The organism is Neisseria sp. P0020.S005, from assembly GCF_051957055.1.
Taxonomy (GTDB): Bacteria; Pseudomonadota; Gammaproteobacteria; order Burkholderiales; family Neisseriaceae; genus Neisseria; species Neisseria subflava_A.
In genome coordinates, this window is record NZ_JBQCWV010000001.1 from 135,398 (window position 1) to 160,904 (window position 25,507).

Annotated in this window: 19 protein-coding genes, 1 other RNA gene and 2 pseudogenes; 5 read left to right on the top strand and 17 right to left on the bottom strand. The window is 50.1% G+C overall.

Features of this window, described 5'->3' with window-relative positions:
• Positions 1-10: 10 nt before the first annotated feature.
• The 9 genes and pseudogenes from ACTHTU_RS00665 to ACTHTU_RS00705 all read right to left on the bottom strand — a co-directional run.
• Positions 11-1,651: pseudogene (locus ACTHTU_RS00665) on the bottom strand (DNA translocase FtsK); the annotation flags it as partial.
• Between the two features lie 101 nt (positions 1,652-1,752).
• Positions 1,753-2,455, bottom strand: a pseudogene (locus tag ACTHTU_RS00670) (DNA translocase FtsK 4TM domain-containing protein); the annotation flags it as partial.
• Between the two features lie 188 nt (positions 2,456-2,643).
• Positions 2,644-3,195: a hypothetical protein gene (locus ACTHTU_RS00675; RefSeq protein ID WP_440361429.1), complete on the bottom strand. Its 552-nt coding sequence runs from the start codon at positions 3,193-3,195 to the stop codon at positions 2,644-2,646.
• A 36-nt stretch (positions 3,196-3,231) separates the two neighbouring features.
• A complete protein-coding gene (locus tag ACTHTU_RS00680; RefSeq protein WP_440361430.1) occupies positions 3,232-3,585 on the bottom strand; it encodes a nucleolar protein in 354 nt (117 codons plus the stop codon).
• Between the two features lie 47 nt (positions 3,586-3,632).
• Positions 3,633-5,552, bottom strand: a complete 1,920-nt coding sequence (locus tag ACTHTU_RS00685; RefSeq protein WP_440361431.1) for an ATP-binding cassette domain-containing protein — start codon at positions 5,550-5,552, stop codon at positions 3,633-3,635.
• A 169-nt stretch (positions 5,553-5,721) separates the two neighbouring features.
• Entirely contained in the window at positions 5,722-6,489 is a 768-nt protein-coding gene (locus ACTHTU_RS00690) for an amino acid ABC transporter ATP-binding protein (protein WP_070826255.1), read from the bottom strand.
• 9 nt (positions 6,490-6,498) lie between these two features.
• Positions 6,499-7,215, bottom strand: coding sequence for an amino acid ABC transporter permease (locus ACTHTU_RS00695; RefSeq protein ID WP_440361432.1), 717 nt, complete (start codon positions 7,213-7,215; stop codon positions 6,499-6,501).
• Entirely contained in the window at positions 7,205-8,029 is an 825-nt protein-coding gene (locus ACTHTU_RS00700) for an amino acid ABC transporter substrate-binding protein (RefSeq protein WP_440361433.1), read from the bottom strand. The genes ACTHTU_RS00695 and ACTHTU_RS00700 overlap by 11 nt, the downstream gene beginning before the upstream one ends.
• Positions 8,030-8,183: 154 nt before the next feature.
• Positions 8,184-10,094, bottom strand: a complete 1,911-nt coding sequence (locus ACTHTU_RS00705; protein WP_440361434.1) for an alpha-amylase family protein — start codon at positions 10,092-10,094, stop codon at positions 8,184-8,186.
• Positions 10,095-10,762: 668 nt separating this feature from the next.
• Here ACTHTU_RS00705 and ACTHTU_RS00710 point away from each other — a divergent pair.
• The 3 genes from ACTHTU_RS00710 to ACTHTU_RS00720 are packed head-to-tail and all read left to right on the top strand — an operon-like array spanning position 10,763 to position 13,688.
• Entirely contained in the window at positions 10,763-11,542 is a 780-nt protein-coding gene (locus tag ACTHTU_RS00710; RefSeq protein WP_070647216.1) for a (Fe-S)-binding protein, read from the top strand.
• The gene (locus tag ACTHTU_RS00715) at positions 11,539-12,240 is read left to right on the top strand and encodes a LutC/YkgG family protein (RefSeq protein ID WP_440361435.1); all 702 of its coding nucleotides are present in this window, start codon (positions 11,539-11,541) and stop codon (positions 12,238-12,240) included. The genes ACTHTU_RS00710 and ACTHTU_RS00715 overlap by 4 nt, the downstream gene beginning before the upstream one ends.
• Positions 12,237-13,688, top strand: coding sequence for a LutB/LldF family L-lactate oxidation iron-sulfur protein (locus ACTHTU_RS00720; protein WP_440361436.1), 1,452 nt, complete (start codon positions 12,237-12,239; stop codon positions 13,686-13,688). Before ACTHTU_RS00715 ends, ACTHTU_RS00720 begins: the two co-directional genes overlap by 4 nt.
• A 190-nt stretch (positions 13,689-13,878) precedes the next feature.
• On the opposite strand, the gene ACTHTU_RS00725 is transcribed toward ACTHTU_RS00720, so the two are convergent.
• Positions 13,879-17,712, bottom strand: a complete 3,834-nt coding sequence (locus tag ACTHTU_RS00725) for a DUF3683 domain-containing protein (protein WP_440361437.1) — start codon at positions 17,710-17,712, stop codon at positions 13,879-13,881.
• 260 nt (positions 17,713-17,972) lie between these two features.
• On the opposite strand from ACTHTU_RS00725, the gene ffs reads away from it, so the two are divergent.
• Positions 17,973-18,069: signal recognition particle sRNA small type (gene ffs, locus ACTHTU_RS00730), an RNA gene on the top strand.
• 117 nt (positions 18,070-18,186) lie between these two features.
• On the opposite strand, the gene ACTHTU_RS00735 is transcribed toward ffs, so the two are convergent.
• The 5 genes from ACTHTU_RS00735 to ACTHTU_RS00755 all read right to left on the bottom strand — a co-directional run bounded on the left by ACTHTU_RS00735 (position 18,187) and on the right by ACTHTU_RS00755 (position 22,701).
• Complete coding sequence (locus ACTHTU_RS00735; protein ID WP_003679234.1) at positions 18,187-19,404, bottom strand: uracil-xanthine permease family protein; 1,218 nt, start codon at positions 19,402-19,404, stop codon at positions 18,187-18,189.
• Positions 19,405-19,571: 167 nt separating this feature from the next.
• Entirely contained in the window at positions 19,572-19,883 is a 312-nt protein-coding gene (locus tag ACTHTU_RS00740) for a hypothetical protein (RefSeq protein ID WP_440361438.1), read from the bottom strand.
• An 82-nt stretch (positions 19,884-19,965) separates the two neighbouring features.
• Positions 19,966-21,228, bottom strand: coding sequence for a multifunctional CCA addition/repair protein (locus ACTHTU_RS00745; RefSeq protein ID WP_440361439.1), 1,263 nt, complete (start codon positions 21,226-21,228; stop codon positions 19,966-19,968).
• A gap of 75 nt (positions 21,229-21,303) precedes the next feature.
• Positions 21,304-22,266: an SPFH domain-containing protein gene (locus ACTHTU_RS00750; protein WP_039863787.1), complete on the bottom strand. Its 963-nt coding sequence runs from the start codon at positions 22,264-22,266 to the stop codon at positions 21,304-21,306.
• Between the two features lie 9 nt (positions 22,267-22,275).
• Positions 22,276-22,701, bottom strand: coding sequence for an NfeD family protein (locus ACTHTU_RS00755; protein ID WP_440361440.1), 426 nt, complete (start codon positions 22,699-22,701; stop codon positions 22,276-22,278).
• A gap of 126 nt (positions 22,702-22,827) precedes the next feature.
• On the opposite strand from ACTHTU_RS00755, the gene ung reads away from it, so the two are divergent.
• On the top strand, positions 22,828-23,487 hold the full coding sequence (gene ung, locus ACTHTU_RS00760; RefSeq protein ID WP_440361441.1) for a uracil-DNA glycosylase: 660 nt from the start codon (positions 22,828-22,830) through the stop codon (positions 23,485-23,487).
• A 54-nt stretch (positions 23,488-23,541) separates the two neighbouring features.
• On the opposite strand, the gene ACTHTU_RS00765 is transcribed toward ung, so the two are convergent.
• A complete protein-coding gene (locus tag ACTHTU_RS00765) occupies positions 23,542-24,615 on the bottom strand; it encodes a sulfate/molybdate ABC transporter ATP-binding protein (RefSeq protein WP_440361442.1) in 1,074 nt (357 codons plus the stop codon).
• A complete protein-coding gene (gene cysW / locus ACTHTU_RS00770) occupies positions 24,612-25,472 on the bottom strand; it encodes a sulfate ABC transporter permease subunit CysW (RefSeq protein WP_440361443.1) in 861 nt (286 codons plus the stop codon). The genes ACTHTU_RS00765 and cysW overlap by 4 nt, the downstream gene beginning before the upstream one ends.
• Positions 25,473-25,507: the final 35 nt, after the last annotated feature.

Sequence of the window (25,507 nt, forward strand, 5' to 3'; positions counted from 1 at the left end):
TTGTTGTTTTTTACAGCTGGTCTTTTTGTGCCAGAATCCGTCGGCTGCCGTTGATGTCTGCAGGAGAGAGAACACCGGCATTTTCAAGCGCATCTATTAAATTGGCGGCACGGTTGTAGCCGATGCGCAATTGGCGTTGCAGTGCGGAAATGGAAGTTTTCCGACTTTCCAATACGAAGGCAACGGCTTGATCAAATAACTCATCGCTGTTTGCGTTCGGATTGACAATATTGGTGGTTTCGATGGCCGCTTCGCCACTGAGCAGACCTTCCACATAATTGGTCGGAGCCTGTTCTTTGACGAAATTGACGACCTGATGCACTTCATCATCAGAAACAAATGCACCCTGCAGGCGTGTCGGTTCCGCGCTGCCCGGTTGCAGGAATAACGAGTCGCCGTATTTGAGCAATTCGTCTGCACCCATTTGGTCAAGAATGGTGCGGCTGTCGATTTTGCTTTGTACGGTAAAGGCCATGCGTGTCGGAATGTTGGCTTTAATCAGGCCGGTAACCACGTCGACACTCGGGCGCTGGGTGGCGACAATCATGTGAATGCCTGCCGCACGCGCTTTTTGGGCAAGACGTGCGATTTGCTGCTCAACGGATTTGCGTTCGGTCATCATCAAGTCAGCCAACTCATCGATAACGACCACAATCAACGGCAGTTTTTCCAGAGGCTCAGGATCGTCAGGATTTAAGCTGAACGGATTGAGTAATGGTTTGCCTGCTGCTTTGGCTTGTTCGACTTTTTGGTTGAAGCCGTCCAAATTACGCACGCCGGCATGAGAAAGCAGGCGATAACGTTTTTCCATTTCGGCAACGCACCAGTTCAACGCTTGTCCTGCCTCGCGCATATCGGTCACAACCGGACAAAGCAGGTGCGGAATGCCGTCGTAAATGCTCAATTCCAGCATTTTCGGGTCAATCATAATGAAGCGGACTTCGTCAGGCGTGGCTTTGAAGAGCATGGACATAATCATGCCGTTCACACCGACGGATTTACCCGATCCGGTCATACCTGCAACCAAAAGATGCGGCATTTTTGCCAAGTCGCCGACAACGGGCGTACCTGCAATATCTTTACCCAAAGCAACGGTCAGTTTGGACTTGGCATCGGTAAACACGGGTGAAGAGAGGATCTCACTCAACATCACGTCTTGGCGTTTCTCATTGGGTAATTCGATGCCCATGGTGTTTTTACCGGCAATGGTTTCTACGATACGTACCGCTTGCAGAGACATCGAGCGCGCCAAATCTTTGGATAGCGCGACAATTTGGCTGCCTTTGACACCTTGTGCCGGTTCGATTTCGTAGCGGGTAATCACGGGGCCGGAAGTGGCGGAAACAACCTGTACGCCGATGCCAAATTCAGCCAGCTTGGCCTCGATTAATTCTGCGGTCTGTTGTAATTCATCTGGATTGACGGCAACCGGTTCTTCAGACGGCATACGCAACAGGTTCATGTTGGGTTTGTGGTATTCGCCGTTGTTTTTAGGTTCAGTATCGTCAAACAGGGAAGTTTGGATTTTAGGGGGCGGCGCAACGGATACGGCAACGGTTTTACGGTTGCTGCTGCTACCTGCCAACGGAGCCACCGGAGTAGCGGTAATGGTTTTGGCTTCTTTAACCATGCGGCGCGTATTTTGGGTTTCCAAAGCTTCGGAGTGGACATCTTCTTTTTTATTTTGGAACTGAGACAGTTTTTTCATCAGGTTGCCAAACAGACCGCCCATATGGCTGCCGGATTTGGCCATGACTTCCAACCATGACACCTGAGCCAACAGGGAAATGGACAACAGCAACATCACCAGCATAATCAACAGGCTGCCTGATTTGCCCAACAGCCAAGCCAGGCCTGAGCCGGCCAATAAGCCGACCAAGCCGCCGGCTCCAACGGGAAGGGATTCGCTCAATGCATTGTCAAACAGGAAATGTTCGATAATCGGGCTGCACACCAGCAGGAGAAACAATGCCAAAGCGGCTACGCCATGATTGTAGGGCTTGTGGTTTTCCTGCTTTTTCATGGGGCGGAAATTTTTGTAGAGGAAAACGCAAGAGGTGGCTATCCACCACCAAAATGACAGGCCGAACAGATAATATCCGACATCGGAAAGATAGGAGCCAAAGAGGCCGCCGAGATTGGCGACATCGTTGCTTTTGGGAACGCTGCGCGACCATGCAGGGTCATCCATGCTGAAGCTGGCCAGGGAAATAGCCAGATAAATGGTGATAACCAAGCCAAACAGCCATAAAGCATCATTAATTAAGTTAACGACATGCTCGGGGCGCGCTTTTTTTTCTTCGTTTCTTTGCAGCTCTTTGGCGGCTTTCAGGCGTTGGGAGACTTTATTGTCGGCTTGAGTTTGTGCTTTGGTGGATTTGCGTGTGGTCGGTTTGGCTGCCGGTTTGGTAGAGACGCGTTTTTTTGTTTGGGTTTTAGAAGATTTTGCAGTCATGAGATAAAGGCCGTCTGAAAAGACCGGAGGTAATGTGCGTAAAGGGCAAATTATACCGTATTTACTAGGCACAAGAAATTGAAACGGGCGTAATCATTATAGGATTCAGGCCGTCTGTTTGGCGTGACGAAAATTTTGGATTTCGTTTCCACCTATTCAGACGGCCTGATGTTTTGATTGATTTGGACTTACATTCTGCCCAGTTCGCGTTGTAGGGCTTGAATGTTTTTCTCTCTATCCAAAACCGCACCTTGCAGCGTACTGATGGCCTGTTGATTGACACTGCCGCCTTTGGCTGTCCGCGCTTGGCTCAGTTGCTTTTTGGCATCGGCCAAAGCCGCGCGTTCATTGGATAACTCGGTTTCCAAAATAGAACGGCGGCTGTTGACGCCGGAGGATTTGGGAACCGGAGGAGGAGCCGTTTCAGAAGCGATGCGGACAGGGGCAGGTTTGGGCGTTGCCTTATGGTTGGATTTTGCCGCTGTGTTTTTGCTTTTTGCTGGAGCCGTTTGTGTTGTCGGTGCGTTGAGTGTGGGCGCATCGTTAACCGGGACGTCGTATCGGCTGCTGCTGTATTTGCCGACAATCGGCAAATCGTTGACAGCTTGGCAGTTGCCGCTTGGGCGCGAGGTATAGACAATCGAGCCGTTGACTTCACAGGTATAGATTTTTGCGGCGTGGGCTTGGCTGTTGAAAACAGCAAGCGGCAGCAGGGATAGGGTAAGCAGATATTTTTTCATGATTCAGGTAGGGCTGATTCGTTGCACTTGAGCATTTTATTCTTGTTCAGACGGCATGGGCTGCTGTTTCTTAGCTTTTGCACGGTTTTTGTTTTTGCTCGGTTTGTCGGCTTTTTTCTCTTGTTTATCGGATTTTTCCGCGCGCGCCTTTTTCTTAGGCTTTGCACTTGCGCGTTCATCAGAGGCATTGAGGCTGCGGATGTTGAGGTGGTAACCGCTGCCTTGATGGCCGCTGATTTTAGGCAATTGGGCCTGTGCGCAGGAGGATTTGGGTTCGGAGGTATAGCTGCCGTTGCCGCAGGAATAGACTGCGGCAGCTGCGTGAAGAGAAATGCCCAAGACGAAAGAGGATACGAGGAAGTATCCGGCTTGTTTGATGGTTGAAGTCATGTTTTTCCGTATTGTGTTTTATTTCAGACGGCCTGATGGCTCTATTTTTATTGGGAAAACTCGGCTTCGACATCAACTTGGATTTGCTCAAGCTCTTCCTGCCATTGCAGCCAGTTTTCTTCCAGTTGCGTTAATTTTACTTTAGTTTCTGTTAATTGTGCGAGTGTCTCTTGCAATTTGGGTTTATTTTCTTCTGAATAAGCAGATTCTTGTGCCAAAAATGCTTCACAAGCCGTCTGAATATCAGTCAATCGTGCGATTTCTTTTTCGGCTTTGTCGATTTTCTGCTGAATCGGTTTGCTGCGTTTGGCTTTTTCCTGACGGATTTGTGCCTCGATACGCTTGGTATCCTTGCGGCTTTGGCTTTGGGCAGATGCAGCGGGGGCTGCTGCGGCGTTTTCTTGTGCCAACCGCCATTGACGGTAGTCGTTCAAATCACCGTCGAAGTTGTTCAGACGGCCTTTGTCAATAAGGAGGAAGCTGTCGGTAGTCGCTTCAAGCAGGCTGCGGTCGTGCGAAACGACAATCAATGCACCTTGGAAACTTTGCAGAGCAAGTGTCAGGGCGTGGCGCATATCCAAGTCTAGGTGGTTGGTCGGTTCGTCAAGCAGCAGCAGATTAGGTTTTTGCCAGATAATCATGGCAAGGGCGAGCCGTGCTTTTTCCCCGCCGGAGAACGGCTCGGTCTTTTGAACCGCCATATCGCCGACGAAGTTGAAACCGCCTAAAAAGTTGCGGATTTCCTGTTCACGGACTTCGGGCGAAAGCTGCTGGATATGCCAAACCGGACTTTGATCGGCGCGCAATGTGTCCAGTTGGTGTTGGGCAAAATATCCGATATTGAGCTTTTCGGAGCGGACGATGCTGCCGGAAAGTAAATCGATTTTTCCTGCCAAGGCTTTGATAAATGTGGATTTGCCGCTGCCGTTAACACCCAACAGGCCGTAACGTGCGCCGCTTTCCAGAGACAGGGTGATATCGTGCAAAACGGTATTATCGCCATAACCCAAGTCGGCATGGTCGAGTTTCAACAATGGATTAGGCAGGTGTGTCGGATTGGCAAACTCAAAGGAAAATTCGCTATCTAAATGTGCGGGGGCGATGCGCTCGAGTTTGGCTAATGCCTTCATGCGGCTTTGGGCTTGTACGGCTTTTGTGGCTTTGGCTTTGAAACGGTCGATAAAGGATTGCAGATGTTTGATTTGCGCCTGCTGTTTGACGTAGGCGGCTTGTTGTTGTGCCAGACGTTGGGCACGTTCCGCTTGGTAGAAATCGTAATTACCGCCGTATTGGGTCAGTTTTTGTTGCGACAGCTCGATGGTTTGTGTTGTGGTGGCATTCAAGAAGTCGCGGTCATGGGAGATGATGATTTGTGTACAGGGCAGGGAAGCGAGATGGTTTTCCAGCCACAACACGGTTTCTAAATCCAAGTGGTTGGTTGGTTCGTCCAAAAGCAGCAAATCGGCACGACAAATCAGCGCTTGGGCAAGGTTGAGGCGCATACGCCAGCCGCCTGAGAAGGATTTGACGGGGCGGGTATGTTCTTCTTGTGCAAAACCTAAGCCGTTAAGCAGTTTGGCGGCACGTGCCGGAGCAGTGTAGGCATCGATTTCTTCAAGCTTGGCGTGATATTCGGCTTGTTTCATGCCGTCGTTCTGTGCTTCTGCTTGGGCTAAGGCCGTCTGAAAAGCCTGTAATTCGGCATCGCCTTGCAAAACGTAGTCTAAAGCGGAAATATCTAAATCAGGCGTTTCTTGAGAGACGGAAGCCAGACGCCATGTTTTGGGAATAAGGATTTCGCCGCCATCTTGAGTGATTTCACCTTTTATCAGCGCAAACAGGCTGGATTTCCCCGTACCGTTTTTACCGATTAATCCAACGCGTTGGCCGGGGTTGATTACGGCATTGGCTTTATCGAGCAGGACTTTCAAACCGCGTTGCAGGGTGAGTTTTTTGATTTCTATCATGATGGCAGGCAAGGGGGTGTAAAACGAAAGGCGTTATTTTACCTGAAAAGACATATAAAAGGCCGTCTGAACAAGTATGAAAACGAAATCAACGATTTCTATTTCACTTATTCAGACGGCCTTTATGAAATGACAGTCGGAAAGGCTTTCAAATTGTCTGTCGTTTCAATTAAATTTGAAGATCGCCATTGTCCGCACGGATTTGGCGCAGGAATTTTTGTGTCCGTTCATGTTTGGGATGATTGAACAAATCTTGCGGGCTGCCTTGTTCGACAATAACGCCGCCGTCCATCACGACAACGGTGGTTGCCACTTCTAAGGCGAATTTGATTTCATGCGTAACGACAACCATGGTCCAGCCTTCTTGTGCCAATTCTTTCATGGTATCCAAAACATCTTGCACCAATTCAGGGTCAAGCGCGGAAGTCGGTTCGTCAAACAGCATCAGTTCAGGCTGAATCGCCAATGCGCGGGCAATACCGACGCGCTGCTGTTGACCGCCGGAAAGCTGGTAGGGGTAGAGGTCAATCTTATCACCCAAACCGACTTTTTTAAGCAATTTGACAGCCTCTTCACGGGCTTTGGCGACAGGCTTGCCTTGTACGGCAACCGGCCCTTCCATGACATTTTCCAACGCAGTTTTGTGCGGAAAAAGGTTGTATTGCTGGAACACCATGCCGGACTTGCGGCGCAGTGCCAAAATATCGTGTTTGCTTGGTTTTTTGGAAAAATCGATGCTTAACGGCTGTGCATTGTCAAACTCGATTTGACCTTGTTCAGGCATTTCTAAAGCGTTTAAACAGCGTAAAAACGTGGTTTTGCCTGAGCCGGACGGGCCTAGGATAACGACCACTTGTCCTTTGCCGACATCCAAATCGATGCCGCGCAAAATGGTATTTTCGCCAAAGGTCTTATGGATATTGCGGATTTTAATCATGACAACTCCTTATTTGGCGACATAACGGTCAAAACGTTTTTCCAAACGCGCCTGAATCAAAAACAGCACTTTGCAGAAACACCAATAAACCAATGCGGCTTCGATATAAACGGGCAAAAAGTCATAAGTACGGTTTGCTGTCTCTTGGGCAACACGGAAAAGCTCGGTTACCGTTACCACGGCGGCAAGCGAGGTGTTTTTGAACAAGCCGATAAACTCGTTGCTCAGAGGCGGTACGGCAACGCGGAATGCCTGTGGCGCAATAATGCGGCGGAAAGTCTGCATATAGGTCATGCCGATGGAGAAACCGGCTTCCCATTGGCCTTTAGGCACGGACAAAATTGCCGCGCGTATGGTTTCGGAAGCGTATGCGCCGACATTGAGCGAAAAGCCGATGATGGCGGCAGGAATCGGGTCGATATAGATGCCGACGGAAGGCAAACCATAGAATACGATGACCAACTGCACCAAAAGCGGCGTACCGCGAATGACGGAAATATAAAATTCCACCAGCTTCAGCAAGCATTTTTGGAAAATGCCGATGGAGGGCATGATTCGCACCAAAGCAACGGCTACGGCAATAATCATGCCGATAACGAAAGAAGCGATCGCCAAAGGCAAAGATACTGCGAAGCCGGCTTTGACCATGGGCCAAAACGCGCTGATGAGCATATCAGCGCGTGTTTCTGTCATAAACGGTAGAGAGGCAAGGAAATTATTTAACACTGATGTCTTTTCCGAAGAATTGTTCGCCCAGTTTTTTCAGCGTGCCGTCTGCTTTCAGCTCAGTCATGGCTGTGCTGAATTTGGCCAATGCTTCATCATTGCCTTTATTGACAATCAAGCCGGAGCCGACTTTTTCGTCAGCAGGGGCAGACCAAACGATTTGTACGCCGGCATTTGGGTTTTTCTTCAGGTAATCCAATACCGCCAATTCGTCGTTCAGGGTTGCATCGGCACGTTTTTGTTCAATCAGGGTCAGAGATTGCGCCAAACCATCAACAGCCACCAAATCTGCGCCTGCAGCTTTGGCTTTTTCGCCATAGTTACTGGTCAGGGATTGTGCGGTTTTCACACCTTTGATGTCGTCGATAGATTTGATATTGCTGTCTTTACGGGCAACCAATACGGCACCGCTCCAGCTGTAAGGCTCGGATTTGTCAAAAGTCGCTTGACGCTCAGGGCTGGTCAGGCCGACTTGGTTGGCGACTACGTCAAAACGGCCGGCTTTCAAACCTGCCATCATGGAGTCCCATTGTGTTTCTTTAAATTCAACATTGATGCCCAGTTTGTCGGCAACTGCGCGGGTTACTTCGACATCGTAGCCGGTCAATTTGCCGTCTTTGTCGTGGTAGGTGAATGGTGCGTAAGTACCTTCCGTACCGACAGTGATGGTACCTTTGTTGTTGATACGCTCAATCAGTGAGCCTGAGGCCGCACCGGATTGTGCCGGAGCAGAAGAAGCTGAGTTGCTGCCTTCTCCGCCGCAAGCAGCCAAAACTACTGCAGCGATGCTGCCAAGTACGAATTTTTTCAACATGGATTTTTACTCCTGACTTTAAGTGTGTCATTTAGTATTAAAGCGTGCATTCTAAGCGAAACTGCCCAAAATACAAAATACATCTTATGCCTTAAAAGGCAGTCTGAACGCTGATTTGTTCAGACGGCCTTGAATGATGTATAAAAAATTCAGCTTATGCAATTTCAAGCCACATGACTTGATAGGGTTGCAGTACCAAGTCCTGATTCAGAGAAATGGTTTGACCGCTGATTAAATCGTGTGCTTTAAACGGCATGGCCTGCAGGGTGTGCGCACTGATGGTTTGCGCATGTTCGCTGAAGTTGCCGAATGCCAAAAGCGCATTGTTGCGCATATAGCCGATGATGTGTTTGTTGTTGGTATTGAAGGTAACCAACCTGCCGCCGTCAAAGCGCGGATTGCTTTGGCGGATGGCAATCATATGGCGCAAACCTTGGAAGATTTGACCGGCAGTGGTCGAGCTGTCATGGCGTTGGTTGTACAACTCCTCATTGTAACGAGGACGGTGTGCCCAGCGGCTGTCATCGCTCTTGTTGCTGTCGTTCGACCAGTCGTCGTCATTGAGCGTACCGACTTCGTCGCCTAGGTAAATCAGCGGTAGGCCGCCGGTACTCAAAGCAATGCTGTACAAAAGTTTAATGCGCTCAACGGCATATGGATCGTTTTGCGCCAAGCCGACCAATGCTGCGGCTGTACCGCTGACACGGCAGTCGCCTGTGCTTGGGTTGTATTGGAACGGTACACCGCGCGCGAAACTGCCGTCAAAATGGTTGACGAAGAAGCGGTTGAGGAATTGTCGGTGGTCGTAGCCGTGGATGCCGAACTGCCATGCGTCTTCATCGGCAAATGTCCAGCCGATGTCGTCATGGCTGCGGACGTAGTTGACCCATGCAGTGTGGTCGGGCAGGTTGTGGCGGTAGGTCAGTGCTTGATGGAGCAGGTTGACTTCGCGTGTGGCGAGGGTGTTCCACAACAATGCCATTTGCAGAGGGTTGTAGCCGATTTGGCATTCGTCTTGGCTGATGTATTGGACAACTTGGTCGGGGTGGACAATGGCTTCGGATTTGAAGAACACGGCTGGCGCTGCGATACGCATTACGGAGTTAAACGCGCGAATCAGAGCGTGTGCCTGAGGCAGGTTTTCGCAGCTTGTGCCCATTTGCTTCCAAATAAAGGCAACGGCGTCCATGCGCAGAATATCAACGCCCAAGTTGGCAAGAAACATCATTTCGCCTGCCATGGCGCGGAATACCCACGGGTTGCTGTAATTTAAGTCCCATTGGAAGGAGTTGAACGTCGTCCATACCCAGCGTCCGTCTTCCAGTTGGGAGAAGCCGCCCGGATGTTGGTCGGGGAAGATTTCACGCAGGGTGCGGTCGTATTGGTCGGGCATCCAGCGGTCGGGGAAGATGTAGTAGAAGTTGTCGTAGAGCGGATCACTGGCGGCGCAGCCTTTTGCCCATTCGTGTTCGTTGGAAGTGTGATTGAAGATGAAATCGACAACGGCGGAAATACCTGCTTCGTGCAAGGCGGCAATGACATCGCGCAAGTCGTCTATTGTACCCAGTGCCGGATTGACATCGCGGTAGCTGCTGACCGCATAGCCGCCGTCGCTTTTGCCTTCAGGGCATTTAAACAGAGGCATCAGGTGCAGATAGGTCAGGCCCAATTCTTGGAAATAAGGGATTTTGGCTTTCAAGCCTTGCAGATCGCCTGCGAACAAATCGACGTAGCACACGCCGCCAACCTGTTTGTTAGACAAAATCCAATCAGGATCGTTTTCGCGCGCGATATCGATTTCTTTTAAGGATGAGTTGCGTTGGGAATAGCTTTGCCATGCTTGGGCAATCAGTTGCTCCAGCATGGGGAGGACGGCTTCGTTGTTGTTGTAAACATTGTCCAGCTCGTGCATCAGTTTGGGAAAGTGTTCCTCAAGTCGTCTGTCAAACTGTTTCCAGTCTTCAGATGCCTCGATGCTTGCACGCTGTTCGGGGGTATAAATCGATAGGGTGCGTTCTTTAAGGTGATGCAAGGTCAAATCAACCTGTTGAGTCTGGGTCAACATAATGCCTACTCCGAAGCTAAGGTGAAATTGTTTTGAAGCTTGGTTTCACTTCTTTTGCAAATCCATGCCGATTGTGGGCGGCTAAGACTGTAATTTTGCGTCAAGAAACTGTCTCAATGATACTGGAAGTGCTTGAGTGTGCATAGGGTTTTCAAGCTTAAGAAGGACGATTTTTCAAGTGTTTGATTTTGATTAAAAGTAAGGTTGAGCATATGGAAAGTGGCCTTTTGACGAACTTATTTTTCCAGACGACCTGAGTCTTGTGAGAAAAACTTTTATTTTTATTATCTTAGATATCTTTTTATTCAGATATGGCCGTCTGAAAATATGTACAGCATCACGGGTTTGCTTATTTTGTTTAAAAACTTGTCATAGCGATTAAATTCATGACTTCTGATGTAAATCAAGATTCTATAAAGAGGCAGTTATTGTGTTTTGAAGAGAGAGGGAATGGTTGAATTTCATTTATTAAAAAATGAATCCATTAGTTTTCTTATTGATAGTGGTTATTATGTAGATTATCAAGTTAATAAGGAAAAGGTGTTTGTCTGGTTTGTCATGCTTTTTTAATATTATTTTTTAAAATTAGACTTGACCCATTACAAGCAATTACTTAAAGTATCCATCTTATTTTTACACAAGAAAACGGGTTGTCCCGTTCCAAAAAAATGAGCGCAATCAAACCACCACAAATCACCGTATTCGACAGCAAGCCAACCGATGCTTATTTCTTCGGTACTTGCGTTCTCGACCTTTTCATGCCTGAAGCAGGCATGGATGCCATCACTTTAATCGAACAACAGGGCATCCGTATCCATTATCCGATGGAGCAAAGCTGCTGTGGCCAACCAGCCTATTCATCAGGCCATCCTAAAGAAGCCTTTGATGTTGCCAAAGCGCAACTGGATTTATTCCCTGAAAATTGGCCGATTGTCGTGCCTTCCGGTTCTTGCGGTGGCATGATGAAACACCACTGGCCGACTTTGTTTAAAGGTACCGAGTACGAGCAAAAAGCCATTGATTGCGCCAACCGTATCATTGAATTCACCCACTTCCTGCTGGCGATTGGTTACAAACCTGAAGATAAAGGCGAGCCGGTTAAAGTGGCCGTTCATACTTCCTGCGCGGCGCGTCGTGAGATGAATGTCCATGTGTCAGGCTGGCAGCTGATCGACGGTATGGAAAATGTTGAACGTATCGTTCACGACCATGAAAGTGAATGTTGTGGTTTTGGCGGTACATTCTCTGTGAAACAAGCCGATATTTCCGGCGCGATGGTAACCGACAAAGTCGCAGCCCTGAAAGAAACAGGCGCAACTGAAATCATCAGCGCGGACTGCGGCTGCATGATGAATATCGGCGGCAAAATTGCCAAAGACGAACCCAATATGCCACGTCCGAAACATATTGCATCTTTCCTGTTGGAACGCACCGGAGGTAAAGCATGAGTGCGCGCGAAAATATTTTAGCGAAATTGAAAAAAGCCGATGCCTTGCCGATGGAAGAACCGCCGGTTTTCGATTATTACCGTGAAATGGGTGTTTCTTGGGCAAACGATGTCGAACGCTTGAAACATTGGGCGGCTGCCATGCGTGCCGTCAAAACTGAAATCTATTGGGTTACTAAATCTAACTGGCCGCAAGTATTCCGCCAAGCAGCCGAAGGCAAAGGCTTGAAAAACATTCTGCTCCCATTGGAAACAGAACATGGTCAGCTGGCCCGTGCAGCTTTGGCCGATACTGATATTGAACCGCGTGGTTTTGAGCGAAAAATCGACGACTGGAAAAACGAATTCTTTACCGATATTGAGGCTGGTTTTAGCGGCTCTAAATGCGGTATTGCCCGTACCGGTACGATTATGCTGGAGTCCAGCCCTGTCGAGCCGCGCAGCCTGAGTTTGGTGCCGCCTGTGCATTTTTGCCTGTTTGACACCAGCAAAATGTACAACGAATTCCATAATGCTGTTGAAGGCGAAAAACTGGTAGAAAAAGGCATGCCTACCAACGTTATTTTGATTTCCGGCCCGTCTAAGACTGCCGATATTCAATTGACTTTGGCCTATGGTGCACACGGCCCGCGCGATTTGGTGGTTTTGGCCGTTCTGCCTGATCACATTTCCCCTGACGATTTGGAGGAAAAAGCATGAGTTCCCAAACCATTAAATTCCATATGAAGCCGGAAACATTCAAGCAAAACGCCGCGATTTCTTTGCAAGACAAGCCTCTGCGTAAAAGCTTGCGCACAGCGATGGATATGCTGATGACCAAGCGCAAAGCCGTTTTGACAGATGAAGAAGAGCTGCAAAGCCTGCGTGACTTGTGTGAGCATGTCCGTCAACGTTCGTTGTCCAAATTGCCTGCATTGCTGGAACAATTGGAAGAAAACCTGACCAAGTTGGGCGTTAAAGTTCACTGGGCGGAAACACCTGCCGAAGCCTGCCAAATCATTCGCAACATCATTACTGATAAAAACGGTAAGCTAATGGTGAAAGGCAAATCTATGGTCAGCGAAGAGATTGAGCTGAATCATTATCTGCAAGACCAAGGCATTAAAGCGGTTGAGAGCGACTTGGGCGAGTTTATCGTTCAAATGGCTGGCGAGAAACCAACCCATATCGTGATGCCTGCCATTCACAAGACCAAAGAGCAGGTGAGCGAGCTTTTCCATCAAAACCTCGGTACTCCATTAACAGATGATGTAGACCAGTTGACTGGATTTGCGCGTAAAGCCTTGCGCGATATTTACAGCACTGCCGATGTCGGTTTGAGCGGTGTGAACTTTGCCGTTGCGGAAACAGGCACTTTGTGTCTGGTCGAAAACGAAGGCAACGGCCGCTTGAGTACCACTGTACCGCCTGTGCATATCGCCATTACCGGTATTGAAAAAGTGGTTGCAAAGCTGTCGGATGTTCCGCCTTTGTACAGTCTGCTGCCGCGTTCCGCCATCGGTCAGAACATTACCACTTATTTCAATATGATTACCGGCCCTCGCCGTAGCGAAGAGCTGGACGGCCCTCAAGAAATGCACTTGGTGCTGCTTGATAACGGCCGTAGCCAAGCTTATGCAGAAGATCAAATGCGCCGCACCTTGCAATGTATCCGTTGCGGTGCGTGTATGAACCACTGTCCGGTTTATACCCGTATCGGTGGCGCGGCCTACGGTACGACTTATCCCGGCCCGATTGGCGAGATTATCTCTCCGCATTTGTTGGGCTTGGATGCGACACGCGATCTGCCGACTGCGTGTACCATGTGTGGCGCCTGTGTTGAAGTTTGCCCGGTACGCATTCCGATTACCGAACAAATGCAACGTCTGCGTGTTGAAGCGCAACGTTCGCCAACAGAAACCGTTCCGCATCCTATCCGTGGTCAAGGCGCATCGCATACTTTCGGCGAACAACTGGCATGGCGTACGTTTAACGGTATTTTCAGCGGCAGTAAAGCTTACCGTGCATTCGGTTGGACAGCCTCTAAATTCCGTGCATTGACGCCTAGCAAGCAGCTGGGTTGGACGGATAACCGTGTTCCGATGAAACCGGCTAAGAAAACGCTGCATCAAATGATGGCAGAGAAACTCCAGAAAGAAAAAGCATAAGGCTTGCTAAATAAAACCTGAGGAATAAAAGGCCTCAGGTTTTATTTTTTATTGAATGCTGCCGGTGTGGCATCGCTATTTGTAAAGGCGTTTGATTTGATGATTTTATCTTGATTCTTTTGAATAAAAAGGCCGTCTGAAAGATTTTCAGACGGCCTTTATTACAGCCAAAAGTTTTTGTCTAAGTCCCTTAGAGCAATACTTTTTCTACACCTCCGTTATTGGCTTTTTTCACAAACTCGTCCAGCCAGTTTTCGCCGAGGATGTGTTTCGCCATTTCGATGACGATATAGTCGGCAGGCATGTCGTTGTCGTCGGCGTAGCGGCTCAGGCCTTGCAGGCAGGCGGGGCAGGAGGTGAGCATTTTGACGGGTTCGCCTTGCGGCAGCTCTTTGAGGTTTTTCTCGATTTCTTCCTGCTTGCGGAATTTGACTTGGGTGGCGATGTCGGGGCGTTTGACGGCGAACATGCCGGATTCGCCGCAGCAGCGGTCGCTTAAGACGACTTTCTGCCCCATGAGGCTACTTGCCATTTGGGTGGCGTTCATGGTTTTGATGGGCGTGTGGCAGGGGTCGTGATAGAGGTATTGCTGACCTTTTACGCCGTTCAGTTTCACGCCTTTTTCAAGTAGATATTCGTGGATGTCGATGATGCGGCAGCCGGGGAAGATTTCCTCAAAACGGTATTTTTCCAGTTGGTCGTAGCAGGTGCCGCAACTGACGACGACGGTTTTAATGTCGAGGTAGTTGAGGGTGTTTGCCATACGGTGGAAAGCCACGCGGTTGTTGGTGCTCATTTCTTCGGCTTTAGCCTTATTGCCGCCAGCGTCTTGCGGATAGCCGCAACACATATAGCCGGGTGGCAGGACGGTTTGTACACCGACATGCCAAAGCATGGCTTGAACGGCAAGTCCGATTTGGCTGAACAGACGCTCGGAGCCGCAACCTGGGAAGTAGAACACGGCTTCGGCATCTTCCGGAGAAGCCGGATTGCGGATGATAGGAATACTCTTGTCGTCTTCTATACCCAGCATGGAGCGTGGAGTTTTAGCAGGCACGCTTTTCGGCAAAGGACGGTTGATGAAGTGGATAACCTGTTCTTTGATTGAGGCGGTACCGACGGTAGCTTTCGGTTCGGCTTTTTGCTTTTTCGTGCCGATTGGAAGAAGCTTGCCGATTTTGTAGGCAAAGTTTTGCGCAGGGAAGCCGGTCTGTATCATGGCGGCGCGAAGGGCTTTGATGGTTTTCGGGCCGGTGGCGTTCAAAAATGCCATGCCCATTGAAGCCGCAGGCGCAAAGCGTTTGTGGCCGGAATCGGCAAGGTAGTTGCGGACGGCTACGGTAACGTCGCCGAAGTCGATGTTGACAGGGCAAGGTTTAACGCAGCGGTGGCACACGGTGCAGTGGTCGCCGATGTCCATCAGTTCTTCAAAATGTTTGACGGAAACGCCGCGACGGGTTTGTTCTTCGTATAAGAAGGCTTCGGTCAACAAGCCTACGCCGAGGATTTTGTTGCGGGGGCTGTACAGCAGGTTGGCGCGCGGAACGTGGGTGGAGCAGACGGGTTTGCATTTGCCGCAACGCAGGCAGTCTTTGACGGAATCGGCGATGGTGCCGAGGTCTGATTTTTCCATAATCAGCGATTCCGCACCCAAAAGCTCGAAGGACGGCGTATAGGCGTTGCGTAGGTCTGAGCCTTTCATCAGTTTGTGACGGTTGAAGGTGTGTTTCGGATCGACTTGGTTTTTGTAGTTCCAAAACGGTTGCAAATCTTCATCGGTCAAAAATTCGAGCTTGGTAATGCCGATGCCGTGTTCGCCGGAAATTACGCCGCCGAGCGAACGGGCGATTTTCATGATGCGTTCGACCGAACGGTAGGCCGTCTGAAGCATTTCGGCATCGTCTGAGTTAACTGGAATATTGGTATGAACGTTACCGTCGCCGGCGTGCATATGCAGGGCGACAAAGACGCGGCTGCGTACGGTTTTGGCGTGGATTTTGCCCAAGCCTTGGATAATTTTGGTGTCGGTTTTGCCGCTGAAAATTTCAGAAAGCGGTTTCATTACGTCTGCTTTGACAGACACGCGCAGGCGGAAATCGCGGAAGGCAATAAAGCAGCTTTCATTGTCTTTGGCTTCGGGAGCGGCGTGGACGGCTGAGCCATAGTGAGCCTTATAGTCGGCAAGTGGCGCATCCAAATTAGCAAGCAGCCATTCCCAACGCGCTTTGACAGCGGAAACGTGGGCTAGGGCGTGTTTGCCGCGTTCGCCCAACAGTTCGGCAGTTGGCAGGTCCGTGCCCATTTTGTCGATGGGGAGTTTTCCGGACAGATATTGTTCCAAAGCGGCACAGAGTTTGAGTTTGTTTTGGATGGAAAGCTCAATGTTGATGCGTTCGATGCCGTCTGAATACTCACCGAGTCTTTCGAGTGGGATTACCACGTCTTCATTGATTTTAAAGGCGTTGGTGTGTTTGGCGATGGCGGCGGTGCGGCTTCGGTCAAGCCAGAAGGTTTTGCGGGCTTCGGGAGATATGGCGATAAAGCCTTCACCGTCGCGGGCGCGGGCGAGTTCGCAGATGTGTTCGGCGGCTGCCTGTACGGCAGCTTCATCGTCGGAAACCACGTCTGCCAGCAAGACCATTTTCGGCCGCCCCTTTCCTGCTGCTTTGGTGGCATAACCGACAGCGCGGACGTAACGCCAGTCTAAATGCTCCAAACCGGCCAATCGTACGCTTTCATGGGTAAGCAGGAAATCGCGGATTTCAACAATGGACGGGGTAGCGGTGGCGACCGTACCGAAAAATTCCATACACACAGTGCGCGTGTATTTCGGCATTTTATGTAACACGAAAGCAACGCTGGTGATAATGCCGTCTGTGCCTTCTTTTTGCACGCCGGGCAGGCCGCTCAAGAATTTGTCGGTAACGTCTTTGCCCAAACCGACTTTGCGGAATTTGTGGCCGGGGATTTCCAAACGTTTGGTATTGACGATATTGAGGCCGTCTGAATCCAGCGTATGTACGTCAAACACGGCGATTTCTTCATCGTGGATTTTGCCGAAATTGTGGCGCACGCGTTCGATACGCAACCATTCGCCTTGAGGGTTGACCATGTTCCAGTAGGCAAGGTTGTCCAAGGCAGTACCCCACAGCACGGCTTTTTTACCGCCTGCATTCATCGCCACATTACCGCCTACGCAAGATGCGTCGGCAGACGTCGGATCAACGGCGAACACCAAACCTGCCTGATGCGCGGTTTCTTCCACTCGGCGGGTTACTACGCCTGCGCCGCAATGGATAATCGGATGTCTGCCGTCCAAGCCTGCCAGCTCAACGTATTCGACGCCGCGATGCTTGTCGAGTTTTTCGGTATTGATGACTGCGCTGTTTGCGTCCAAAGGTACTGCGCCACCGGTATAACCCGTACCGCCGCCACGCGGGATAATAACCAAGTCCAACTCGATTAAGGCGCGCACCAAAGGCGCAATTTCTGCCTCGGTATCAGGATTGACGACGACAAACGGATACTCCACGCGCCAGTCGGTTGCATCGGTAACGTGCGTTACGCGCGCCAAGCCGTCAAACATGATGTTGTGCGGCTTGGTGATTTTGCTTAAGCGTTCCAAAATCTGATGGCGTTTTTGGCTGGTTTCATCAAAACTGCTATCAAAACGCTCGACTGCTTTTTCTGCTGCGACAACCAAGACATCCACTTGCCGATTATCGTCGCGGCGTTTGCGGATTTCATTTAAGCGGTGGCGCATTTCGCGTACCAACGCGGCGCGGCGTTTTGGGTGCTCCAGCAAGTCATCGACCAGATACGGATTGCGCACGACCACCCAAATATCGCCCAATACTTCAAACAGCATTCGTGCCGAACGTCCTGTTTTGCGTTGACCGCGCAGGTCTTGCAGGATTTGCCACGCTTCGTTGCCCAACAGTCGGATGACGATTTCGCGGTCGGTATAAGAAGTATAGTTATAGGGAATTTCTCGAATACGCTGAGGGGCAGTAGTCGTGGTCATGGTCGTGTTCCGTTGATGGATGTAATGTTTTTATATTAAAAGCCGTCTGAAAAATGCAATTTCTTCTTGATGGCGTAAAGTGTTAATGTAGTGTAATTTTCGATATTTTTCAACGGAAAAGACAATAAACATTTCAATGGGAATAATTTGCAACTAGGCAATATTGTTTACAATCTTGTCGTGTAAATGGTTTTCAGACGGCCTGACAGATTTTATCGCTTGAGTTTTTCTGTAAAACCGCTATAATGCGTTTCTTCTATGGCGGGTCTCCCCGCATGGTAATTCGGAACACCGGGTCAGGGGCGGAAGCCAGCAGCCCACTCTGATGAGCCAGTGCCGGGGGTTCGGCTCGCCACCTTATTCAAAAATGCCGGAGATGGTTAAGTCTCCGGCATTTTTCATTGTATAAAGCGTAATAAAAAGGCCGTCTGAAATCTCATTTTCAGACGGCCTTTGAGTTTATGAACCAGCTATTTATGCTTCTTCTGATTTTGTATTGGGCAAAACGCAGTTCAGGATAATGGCCAATACGGCGCACAAACCTACACCGGCGAAGCTCAAAGTACCTACTTTGATAATCATGCCGCCGATACCGGTTGTCAATACGGAACTGACGATAACCAGATTTTTCGGCTGCATCAAATCGACTTTCGCATCAATCAATGTTTTGATGCCCAAAGAGGCGATTGTGCCGAACAGCAGCAACATAATACCGCCCATAACCGGCATAGGAATCGAAGCCAAAAACGCGTTGAATTTACCGAAAAACGCCATGAAAATCGCAAAAATTGCCGCCCAAGTCATGATGACGGGGTTGCTGTTTTTGGTAATCATCACCGCGCCGGTTACTTCGCCGTAAGTGGTTACAGGAGGGCCGCCGATCAAACCGGCCACGCATACGCCCAAGCCGTCTCCGGCGAGGGTTTTGTCCAAGCCCGGGTCTTTAGTGTAGTTTTTGCCGGTTACATTACCGATGGCCATAATGCCGCCGATGTGTTCGATGGCAGGGGCAATGGCAACGGGCAACATAAACAAGGCAGCCTGCCAATTGACTTGAGGCGTTTCAAAATGAGGGACGGCAAACCAAGGAGCGTTGATGATGGCGCTGGTATCGACCAAGCCCATGATCAAAGCCAACACATAGCCTGAAGCCACGCCGATCAGAATCGGAATCAGCTTCATCATCTTGCTGCCGAAGACAGAAACAATGACGGTTACCGCAAAGGTAAAGCCGGAGAGAATCAGCGAGTCGATATAGTCGATGACCTGTTTTCCATCCGCCTGACCCATAGCCATGCTGCTGGCTGCAGCGGCCACGGACAAGCCGATTACCATAATTACCGGACCGATAACCACGGGCGGCAACAGTTTGTGTACCGCATCCAGACCGCGCCATCTGATCAACGCGGCAAAAACAAAGTACATGAAGCCGGCCGCAAACAGACCGAACATGGTAGAAGGCAGACCCCATTCGCCGATGGAGTAGATAATCGGTGCAATAAAGGCAAAAGAAGAGCCGAGGAAAATCGGCACTTTACGTTTGGTAACCAATTGGAACAACAAAGTGCCCAAGCCTGCACCCAATAATGCCAAAGCCGGGTTCAGTCCCGTCAGAAGCGGCACAAGCACCATGGCACCGAATGCGACAAACAAAATCTGCGCACCGGCTACCGCCGTTTTAAGCTGATTCATAAAAGCTCCGAAGAAAATTCAAACGGCGCAGATTATACTGATTTATCCTAGTCATGAACATTTATTTACAAAAGGCCGTCTGAACAAATGTAACGATGACACTTGTTCAGACGGCCTTGTTCGATAGCGGATGGTTAGTAACTTATCAAAATCGATTAGGAAAATTTTCAGCTGCGTGTTTCGCGCCAAGCCAAATAATCGCGCAGGGGTGGCATGGGCGGATTGATGCAGTGCGGACAGATACCGGTTGTGTCTTCATCGTCGCTGTCGATATGGTAGTCGTTTGGATCGAAGCGCACCTGCTGCATCACAGCTTGCGCCAATGCTTGTTCCTGTACGACATCAAACTCAAATTTTTCCAAAATCTCATTCAATAGGCGGATTTCGCCGTCGCTGAAAGATTCGCTGTGTTTGACAATGAGGCGTTGATAATCTTCATTGCTGATTTTTTCGTGAAGTAAATCGGTCTGGATAGTCATGATTTTTATTGTTGAAATAAGATGGTCAAGGTGCGGATTATAGCGGATATTGTGGTGGCTGTTTCAAAGCTTGTCTATACCATCAATAGCCTCCTATTTTTTCAGCCTGATACGCTTTTTGCAGCGGCCTAATTTGCGCCAAGCGGGCATAATCGATTTGTTCGGCAATTAAATGGGCTTTCCCTTGTGCGCGGCACTCGGTGGCAATTTTGCCTGCATCTACTTGGTTGGCGGCTTCAAGTAAAGCCAACCAGTGTTCACGCTGCGGATAGGGGGCATCTTCAAGGTTCAGACGGCCTTGTTTGTCGGCCATGCAGACGTTTAAGGCCGTCTGAAAACGTTCTGGGCGGCGGAATGCGTCGGTTTGTTTTAAAACATTCAAAATGGTTTTGCTTTTGAACTGCCCGACTTGATGGAGCATGATGTGCCAACGGCAGATGAGTTCGGCAAGCTCGGCGCAGTGTTTGGGCGCGCGCAGGCGTTGATTGACTTCGCGGACGGGTTCGACGCCGTTGACGTCGTGTCCGTAGTGTTTCGGCAGTATATCGGCCGGTGTTTTTGCTTTGCCCAAGTCGTGCAATAAGGCGGCATAGCGTTCGGCGAGGGACAGGTTCATCTCGGCGGCTCGTTGTACAACCATCAGCGTATGAATACCGCTGTCGATTTCAGGATGATAGTCGGCGCGTTGCGGTACGCCGAAAAGGGCGTCAAGTTCGGGCAGCAAGACTTTAAGTGCGCCGCATTCGCGCAAAACTTCAATCATTTTGCGCGGGTTTTTCTCCATTAAACCTTTGGATAATTCCTGCCAGACGCGTTCGGCAACCAAGGCATCTGCTTCGCCGTTTTCTACCATTTGCCGCATCAGCGACATGGTTTCATCGGCAATTTGAAAACCATAACGCGCGGTAAAATGGGCGATACGCAAAATCCGCACGGGGTCTTCGGCAAAGGCAGGCGAAACGTGGCGCAGGATGCCGGCTGCCAAATCTTGTTGTCCGCCAAAAGGATCGATGATCGTGCCGTCTGAATCTTGAGCCATGGCATTGATGGTCAGGTCGCGGCGCATCAGGTCTTGTTCCAGCGTAACGTCTTTATCGGCATGAAAGCTGAATCCGGCGTAGCCTTTGGCGGTTTTGCGTTCGGTACGGGCGAGGGCGTATTCTTCGTGGCTGTCCGGATGGAGAAAGACGGGAAAATCCTTGCCGACAGGTTGATAGCCTTGAGCCAACATGGTTTGCGCATCTGCACCGACGACTACCCAATCGCGGTCTTTGACAGGCAGGCCTAACAGATGGTCGCGGACGGCGCCGCCGACAAGATAGGTTTTTATGGTCTGTGTATTCATATAAAAATCGAACGATATAAAAAGGCCGTCTGAAAAGCCGTATTGGGTTTTCAGACGGCCTGAGTCAGAACGCTATTATGAGGCTTTAGGCTTGTTGCCGTCGATGATTTTCAAACCGGCGGAGACCAAGCTGCCGATGTCGGCAACGTTGGCAGGCATAATCAGCGTGTTGCTTTCTTTAGCCAAATTGCTGAAGGCGGCAACGTATTGCTCGGCAACTTTTAGGTTAACAGCTTCAGCACCGCCCTCGGAGCGGACAGCCTCGGCGATTTTGCGGATGGCGTCGGCGTTGGCTTCGGCAACCAGGCGCAGGGCTTCGGCTTCACCTTGAGCGCGGTTGATGCGGGCGATTTTTTCACCGTTTGACGCGTTGATGGCGGCTTGCGCTTCACCTTCGGATTGTTGGATTTCTGCTTCGCGCTGACCGCTGGCAAGGTTGATCTGCTCGATTTTACGGCCTTCGGATTCGGCAATGCGTGCGCGTTTTTCACGTTCGGCGGTAATTTGTGCCTGCATGGAGCGCAGAATTTCTTGCGGCGGAACCAAGTCTTTGATTTCGTAACGTAAGACTTTCACGCCCCATGCGCCTGCCGCTTCGTCCAAAGCAGCAACAACAATGCTGTTGATTTCGTCTCGTTCTTCAAAGGTTTTATCCAATTCCATGCGGCCGATGACAGAGCGCAAAGTTGTTTGCGCAAGCTGGGTAATCGCCATGATGTAGTTGCTGGAACCATATGAAGCGAGTTTAGGATCGGTAACTTGGAAGTAGATGATGCCGTCCACAGTCAGCTGAGTGTTGTCGCGGGTAATACAGACTTGGCTGGGAACATCCAAAGGAACTTCTTTCAGCGAGTGACGATAGGCGACACGGTCGATAAATGGGATAAGGATGTTCAGGCCTGCAGTCAGCGCTTTGTGAAAACGGCCTAATCGTTCGACTACATAAACTTCCTGTTGCGGTACAACGATAAAGGATTTGAAACCAAAAACAACAACGACGATGAGGATGAGGACGGGGAGGCTGAGCAGAAATTCCATAATGTTTCCTTATGATGATGGTTGGGAGAGTGTGCGGATAATCAGTAGATTACCGTTTCTGGCAGTAATGACTGCGCTTGAGGCCGTCTGAAAAGTATCTTGAGGCCGTTCGGCTTGTGCTTGCCAATGTGTACCGCGGTAGGCGACTTCGTAAATATTATCATGCAGGTGGCGTAGGATACGGACGTTTTGCCCAATATCCAAATCATCGTTGAGCGCTTGGGGAGCCAAGCGGTTTTTCAGACGGCCGTGTACCAGCCAGATACCGAGTGCGCTGATGATGGCGGCAGTCAAAACGGCGGCAGAAAAGTGTCCGCTTAATCCGTATATGATTCCGGCGGTGGCCAGCGCTACGCTGACCACCAAAAGATAAACCGTTCCGATAAACAATTCGACAATCAGAACAACGGCGGCGGCAACAAACCATATCGTCATGCGGCATATCCTTTTAATAATCTTTTGATAATCCTTATCATAATGGCAAGGGCTTAAAATGAAAAGGCTAAGGCTGAAAATTATTTCAGTTATAATTAAGTCTATTCAAATACGGAGCGGCAAATAATGCAGACTTGGCACGAGGCAATTGGTGAGGAAAAAGAAAAGGTGTATTTTCAAACGATTTTGGAGAAGGTACGCCATGAAAGGCAGGCGGGGATAACCGTTTATCCGCCTGAACGCGACGTATTCAATGCCTTTCGGACGACTGAATTCGGACAAGTAAAGGTAGTGATTTTGGGGCAAGACCCGTATCACGGCGCAGGTCAGGCGCATGGTTTGGCGTTTTCCGTGCAACCTGAAATTGCGGTGCCGCCGTCACTGGTCAATATTTATAAAGAGTTGGCGACGGATATTGAGGGCTTTCAGATTCCGCAACACGGCTATTTGCAGCATTGGGCGGAACAGGGCGTATTGCTGTTGAATACGGTATTGACTGTCCGTGCCGGCTCGGCGCATTCCCATGCGACCTTCGGCTGGGAGGCGTTTACCGATGAAGTTATCCGACAATTGGATAAGGAACGCGAGCATTTGGTCTTTATGCTGTGGGGTAGTCATGCGCAGAAGAAAGGCGCGTTTATCGACCGCAGCCGTCATTTGGTGCTGACTGCGCCGCATCCTTCTCCCTTGTCGGCCTATAGAGGCTTTTTCGGCTGCAAACATTTTTCGCAGGCAAACGCTTATTTGCAGGCACATGGTTTAGAGCCGATTGATTGGCAGGTTTAAATAAGATGAAAGGCCGTCTGAAAGCAGATTTTCAGACGGCCTTATACTTTAGTCTCAAATCGAATATTCAATCAGCTCGTTTTGAGAGAAGACATAAACCTGTTTCGGAATCAGCCTCAATTCTTTGCCTTCGGCGATTTGGTAACGCGCGGCATCGCTGCCTGCCAGCGTGATATGCACGTCTTGTTTGTCGTGTTTCACCAAAATATGCGTCAATGCCCCGACGGCGTGGATTTTTTCGATTTTGGCATGAATCATCGGTGTTTCGTGTTCGGCGGCAAGCTGCCATTCGTGGGGGCGGATATAGCCGATGGCGGTTTGTTCCTGCCATTTATAGTGCGCGTCCAATTTCCACGCGAAGCCGTTGTAGTGCCAGATGCCTTTTTCGATTCTGCCTTCAAATGCGTCGGTTTCGCCGAGGAACTCAGTAACGAAGGCGTTTTCAGGTTTGCGATAAATGGCTTCGGCACTGCCGGTTTGCTCGATTTTTCCGTGGTTCATGACAACGATTTCATCGGAAACTTCGAGGGCTTCTTCTTGGTCGTGTGTGACCAAAATGCTGGTTACGCCTAGGTTATGATGAATGTCGCGCAGCCAGGTACGCAATTCTTTGCGCACTTTGGCATCCAGCGCGCCGAAGGGTTCGTCCAAAAGCAGGAGTTTCGGTTCGACCGCGAGCGCACGAGCGAGGGCAATGCGCTGGCGTTGGCCGCCGGAGAGCTGGTGCGGATAGGATTTGGCGAGGTGGGAGAGTTGCACGAGTTTGAGCAATTCTTCGACTTTGGCGCGGATTTGTTCTTTGGACGGGCGTTCGGATTTGGGCAATACGGTCAAACCGAAGGCAACGTTGTCAAACACGTTCATGTGGCGGAAGAGGGCGTAGTGTTGGAACACGAAACCGACTTTGCGCTCGCGCACATGCTTGGCGGTTACGTCTTGCCCGTCAAAGAGGATATTGCCGCCGTCGGCGTTTTCCAGTCCGGCGATGATGCGCAGGAGCGTGGTTTTGCCGCAGCCGGAAGGGCCGAGCAGGGAAACGAGTTTGCCGGTGGGTACGTTGAGGTTGATGTTTTTCAGCGCGTGGAAATTGCCGAAGTGTTTGTTTAGGTTTTGGATGGTGATGCTCATGCTGCGTTCCTTTCGGCGGCGGCGAGTTTTTTATCTTGTAATTTTGTGATGATGTTCTGCACCGCCAGCGTCGCCAGTGCTAAAAGTGCCAATACGCCGGAGAGGGCGAATGCGCCGGTGAAGTTGTATTCGTTGTAGAAGATTTCGACCAAAAGCGGGATGGTGTTGGTTTCGCCGCGTATGTGTCCCGATACCACGCTGACCGCGCCGAACTCGCCCATCGCGCGGGCGTTGGTGAGGATGATGCCGTAGAGCAGCGCCCATTTGATGTTGGGCAGGGTAACGCGCCAAAACATCTGCCAGCTGCTTGCGCCGAGAATCAGCGCGGCCTGTTCTTCGCTGTCGCCCTGCGCCTGCATCAGCGGGATGATTTCGCGTGCGACAAAGGGGAAGGTAACGAACAGGGTCGCCAAAATAATGCCGGGGATGGCGAAGATAATCTGTATGCCTTGCGCTTCGAGCCAGCCGCCCAATGCCGTGTGCGCGCCGAACAATAAGACGAACATCAAACCGGCCACCACGGGTGATACGGAAAACGGCAAATCGAGCAGGGTGGTCAGCAACTGCTTGCCGCGGAAGTCGAAACGGGTCAGCAGCCACGCCATCGCTACGCCCAAGACGGCATTGACGGGGACGACAATCAGCGCGGTAATCAGCGTCAATTTGATGGCAGACCATGCCTCGGGATCGGTCAGAGATTGCAGGTACAAATCCCAACCGCCTTTTAAGGCTTCATAGAATACGGCAACCAAAGGCACGACCAGCATCAGCAGCAGAAAGCCCAAGGCGGTAGCAGTCAGCAATACGCGCAGCCAACGCGGTTCGCTCAGGTTTGGATTGGTAGAATGGGTTTTCATGTTAGTGAAGTCTCGATTTATTCTTGTATCCGTTT

Bases quoted from the DNA above. Each gene is read 5' to 3' on its own strand.
- ACTHTU_RS00675 (WP_440361429.1), bottom strand. From the start codon at position 3,195: ATGAAAAAATATCTGCTTACCCTATCCCTGCTGCCGCTTGCTGTTTTC.
- ACTHTU_RS00680 (WP_440361430.1), bottom strand. From the start codon at position 3,585: ATGACTTCAACCATCAAACAAGCCGGATACTTCCTCGTATCCTCTTTC.
- ACTHTU_RS00685 (WP_440361431.1), bottom strand. From the start codon at position 5,552: ATGATAGAAATCAAAAAACTCACCCTGCAACGCGGTTTGAAAGTCCTG.
- ACTHTU_RS00690 (WP_070826255.1), bottom strand. From the start codon at position 6,489: ATGATTAAAATCCGCAATATCCATAAGACCTTTGGCGAAAATACCATT.
- ACTHTU_RS00700 (WP_440361433.1), bottom strand. From the start codon at position 8,029: ATGTTGAAAAAATTCGTACTTGGCAGCATCGCTGCAGTAGTTTTGGCT.
- ACTHTU_RS00705 (WP_440361434.1), bottom strand. From the start codon at position 10,094: ATGTTGACCCAGACTCAACAGGTTGATTTGACCTTGCATCACCTTAAA.
- ACTHTU_RS00710 (WP_070647216.1), top strand. From the start codon at position 10,763: ATGAGCGCAATCAAACCACCACAAATCACCGTATTCGACAGCAAGCCA.
- ACTHTU_RS00715 (WP_440361435.1), top strand. From the start codon at position 11,539: ATGAGTGCGCGCGAAAATATTTTAGCGAAATTGAAAAAAGCCGATGCC.
- ACTHTU_RS00720 (WP_440361436.1), top strand. From the start codon at position 12,237: ATGAGTTCCCAAACCATTAAATTCCATATGAAGCCGGAAACATTCAAG.
- ACTHTU_RS00725 (WP_440361437.1), bottom strand. From the start codon at position 17,712: ATGACCACGACTACTGCCCCTCAGCGTATTCGAGAAATTCCCTATAAC.
- ACTHTU_RS00735 (WP_003679234.1), bottom strand. From the start codon at position 19,404: ATGAATCAGCTTAAAACGGCGGTAGCCGGTGCGCAGATTTTGTTTGTC.
- ACTHTU_RS00740 (WP_440361438.1), bottom strand. From the start codon at position 19,883: ATGACTATCCAGACCGATTTACTTCACGAAAAAATCAGCAATGAAGAT.
- ACTHTU_RS00745 (WP_440361439.1), bottom strand. From the start codon at position 21,228: ATGAATACACAGACCATAAAAACCTATCTTGTCGGCGGCGCCGTCCGC.
- ACTHTU_RS00750 (WP_039863787.1), bottom strand. From the start codon at position 22,266: ATGGAATTTCTGCTCAGCCTCCCCGTCCTCATCCTCATCGTCGTTGTT.
- ACTHTU_RS00755 (WP_440361440.1), bottom strand. From the start codon at position 22,701: ATGACGATATGGTTTGTTGCCGCCGCCGTTGTTCTGATTGTCGAATTG.
- ung (WP_440361441.1), top strand. From the start codon at position 22,828: ATGCAGACTTGGCACGAGGCAATTGGTGAGGAAAAAGAAAAGGTGTAT.
- ACTHTU_RS00765 (WP_440361442.1), bottom strand. From the start codon at position 24,615: ATGAGCATCACCATCCAAAACCTAAACAAACACTTCGGCAATTTCCAC.
- cysW (WP_440361443.1), bottom strand. From the start codon at position 25,472: ATGAAAACCCATTCTACCAATCCAAACCTGAGCGAACCGCGTTGGCTG.